This window comes from Streptomyces sp. NPDC060205, from assembly GCF_042728395.1.
GTDB lineage: Bacteria > Actinomycetota > Actinomycetes > Streptomycetales > Streptomycetaceae > Streptomyces.
This window is the reverse complement of sequence record NZ_JBHWZP010000635.1, coordinates 1-1483: the sequence shown is the minus strand read 5'-3', so window position 1 is coordinate 1483 and position 1483 is coordinate 1. Positions and strand designations below refer to the sequence as shown.

2 protein-coding genes and 1 pseudogene are annotated in these 1483 nt (G+C 68.3%); 2 read left to right on the top strand and 1 reads right to left on the bottom strand.

The window, feature by feature from the left end; genetic code table 11:
* Positions 1-186: pseudogene (locus ACFWGJ_RS43675) on the bottom strand (hypothetical protein); the annotation flags it as partial.
* On the opposite strand from ACFWGJ_RS43675, the gene ACFWGJ_RS43670 reads away from it, so the two are divergent.
* Together ACFWGJ_RS43670 and ACFWGJ_RS43665 are read left to right on the top strand one after the other, a co-directional pair.
* Entirely contained in the window at positions 185-643 is a 459-nt protein-coding gene (locus ACFWGJ_RS43670; RefSeq protein WP_387334545.1) for a peroxiredoxin, read from the top strand. The pseudogene ACFWGJ_RS43675 and the gene ACFWGJ_RS43670 overlap by 2 nt on opposite strands.
* A 138-nt stretch (positions 644-781) precedes the next feature.
* Complete coding sequence (locus ACFWGJ_RS43665; RefSeq protein WP_055617911.1) at positions 782-1357, top strand: TerD family protein; 576 nt, start codon at positions 782-784, stop codon at positions 1355-1357.
* Positions 1358-1483 lie beyond the last annotated feature (126 nt).

Here is a 1483-nt window from a genome sequence, read left to right as displayed (position 1 = left end):
GTCGTGGAAGACGGCACCGCCGGTGACCTCGGCCAGCCGCTGCTGGGGCATGGCCAGCCAGTCGGCGGCCGTCGGCTCCTCGGCGGTGGCGCCCGGGCCGGTGGGGCGCGTGGTCCGCTTTCGGGGGGTCTGCGTAGGGTGGGGGTCACCCGAACAGCCCGATCTACGGAAGGGACGCAGGACCATGGCGATCGAGGTCGGCGACAAGGCTCCGGACTTCGAGCTGAAGGACAATCACGGCGCCACCGTGAAGCTCTCCGACTTCCGGGGCGCGAAGAACGTGGTGCTGCTCTTCTACCCCTTCGCCTTCACCGGCGTGTGCACCGGCGAACTGTGCGAGCTGCGCGACAACCTCCCGCGGTTCGCCGACCGCGACACCCAGCTCCTCGCCGTCTCGAACGACTCCATCCACACCCTGCGCGTCTTCGCCGAGCAGGAGGGCCTGGACTACCCGCTGCTGTCGGACTTCTGGCCGCACGGCGAGGTCTCGCGCGCGTACGGGGTCTTCGCCGAGGACAAGGGCTGCGCCGTGCGCGGCACCTTCGTCATCGACAAGGAGGGCGTCGTGCGCTGGACGGTCGTCAACGCCCTGCCGGACGCACGGGACCTGGACGAGTACGTCAAGGCGCTCGACGCCCTGTAGAGCCTGGATGCCGACACTTCGGGATTCTTCGTGCCCCAGGCACTGCGGTGACGGGGAACCTCTCACTAGGATCGGCACGTTGATCCGATACCAACGCACTACGGGGCTTCCCGCCCCCGGACACCAATGGGAGGACTCGTGGGAGTCAGCCTCAGCAAGGGCGGCAACGTATCGCTGTCGAAGGAGGCCCCGGGCCTGACCGCGGTCATCATCGGTCTGGGGTGGGACATCCGCACCACCACCGGTACCGACTTCGACCTCGACGCGAGCGCGATCCTGACGAACGCGGAGGGCAAGGTCAGCAGTGACGCCAACTTCGTGTTCTTCAACAACCTGAAGAGCCCCGACGGCTCCGTAGAGCACACCGGTGACAACACCACCGGTGAGGGCGAGGGCGACGACGAGCAGATCAAGGTCAATCTCGCCGGCGTCCCCGCCGACATCGAGAAGATCGTCTTCCCGGTCTCGATCTACGACGCCGAGAACCGCCAGCAGTCGTTCGGCCAGGTGCGCAACGCGTTCATCCGCGTCGTGAACCAGGCGGGCGAGGCGGAGATCGCCCGGTACGACCTCTCCGAGGACGCCTCGACGGAGACCGCGATGGTCTTCGGCGAGCTGTACCGCCACGGCGCGGAGTGGAAGTTCCGCGCCATCGGCCAGGGGTACGCCTCGGGCCTGCGCGGCATCGCGCAGGACTTCGGCGTCAACGTCTGAGCCCGTTCAGCGGCCCTCGGGCCCCGGCGCACCGCTCCCCCGGTTCACTCCGAGCGCCCGGCCGGACGGGTGAATGGACGGGGGTGGATGGATACACCCTTGGGTGGGGGAATCGAGGGGGGACAG

What these genes read in the sequence shown, in the direction of transcription:
- ACFWGJ_RS43670 (WP_387334545.1), top strand. Translation starts at nt 185, where the DNA reads ATGGCGATCGAGGTCGGCGACAAGGCTCCGGACTTCGAGCTGAAGGAC.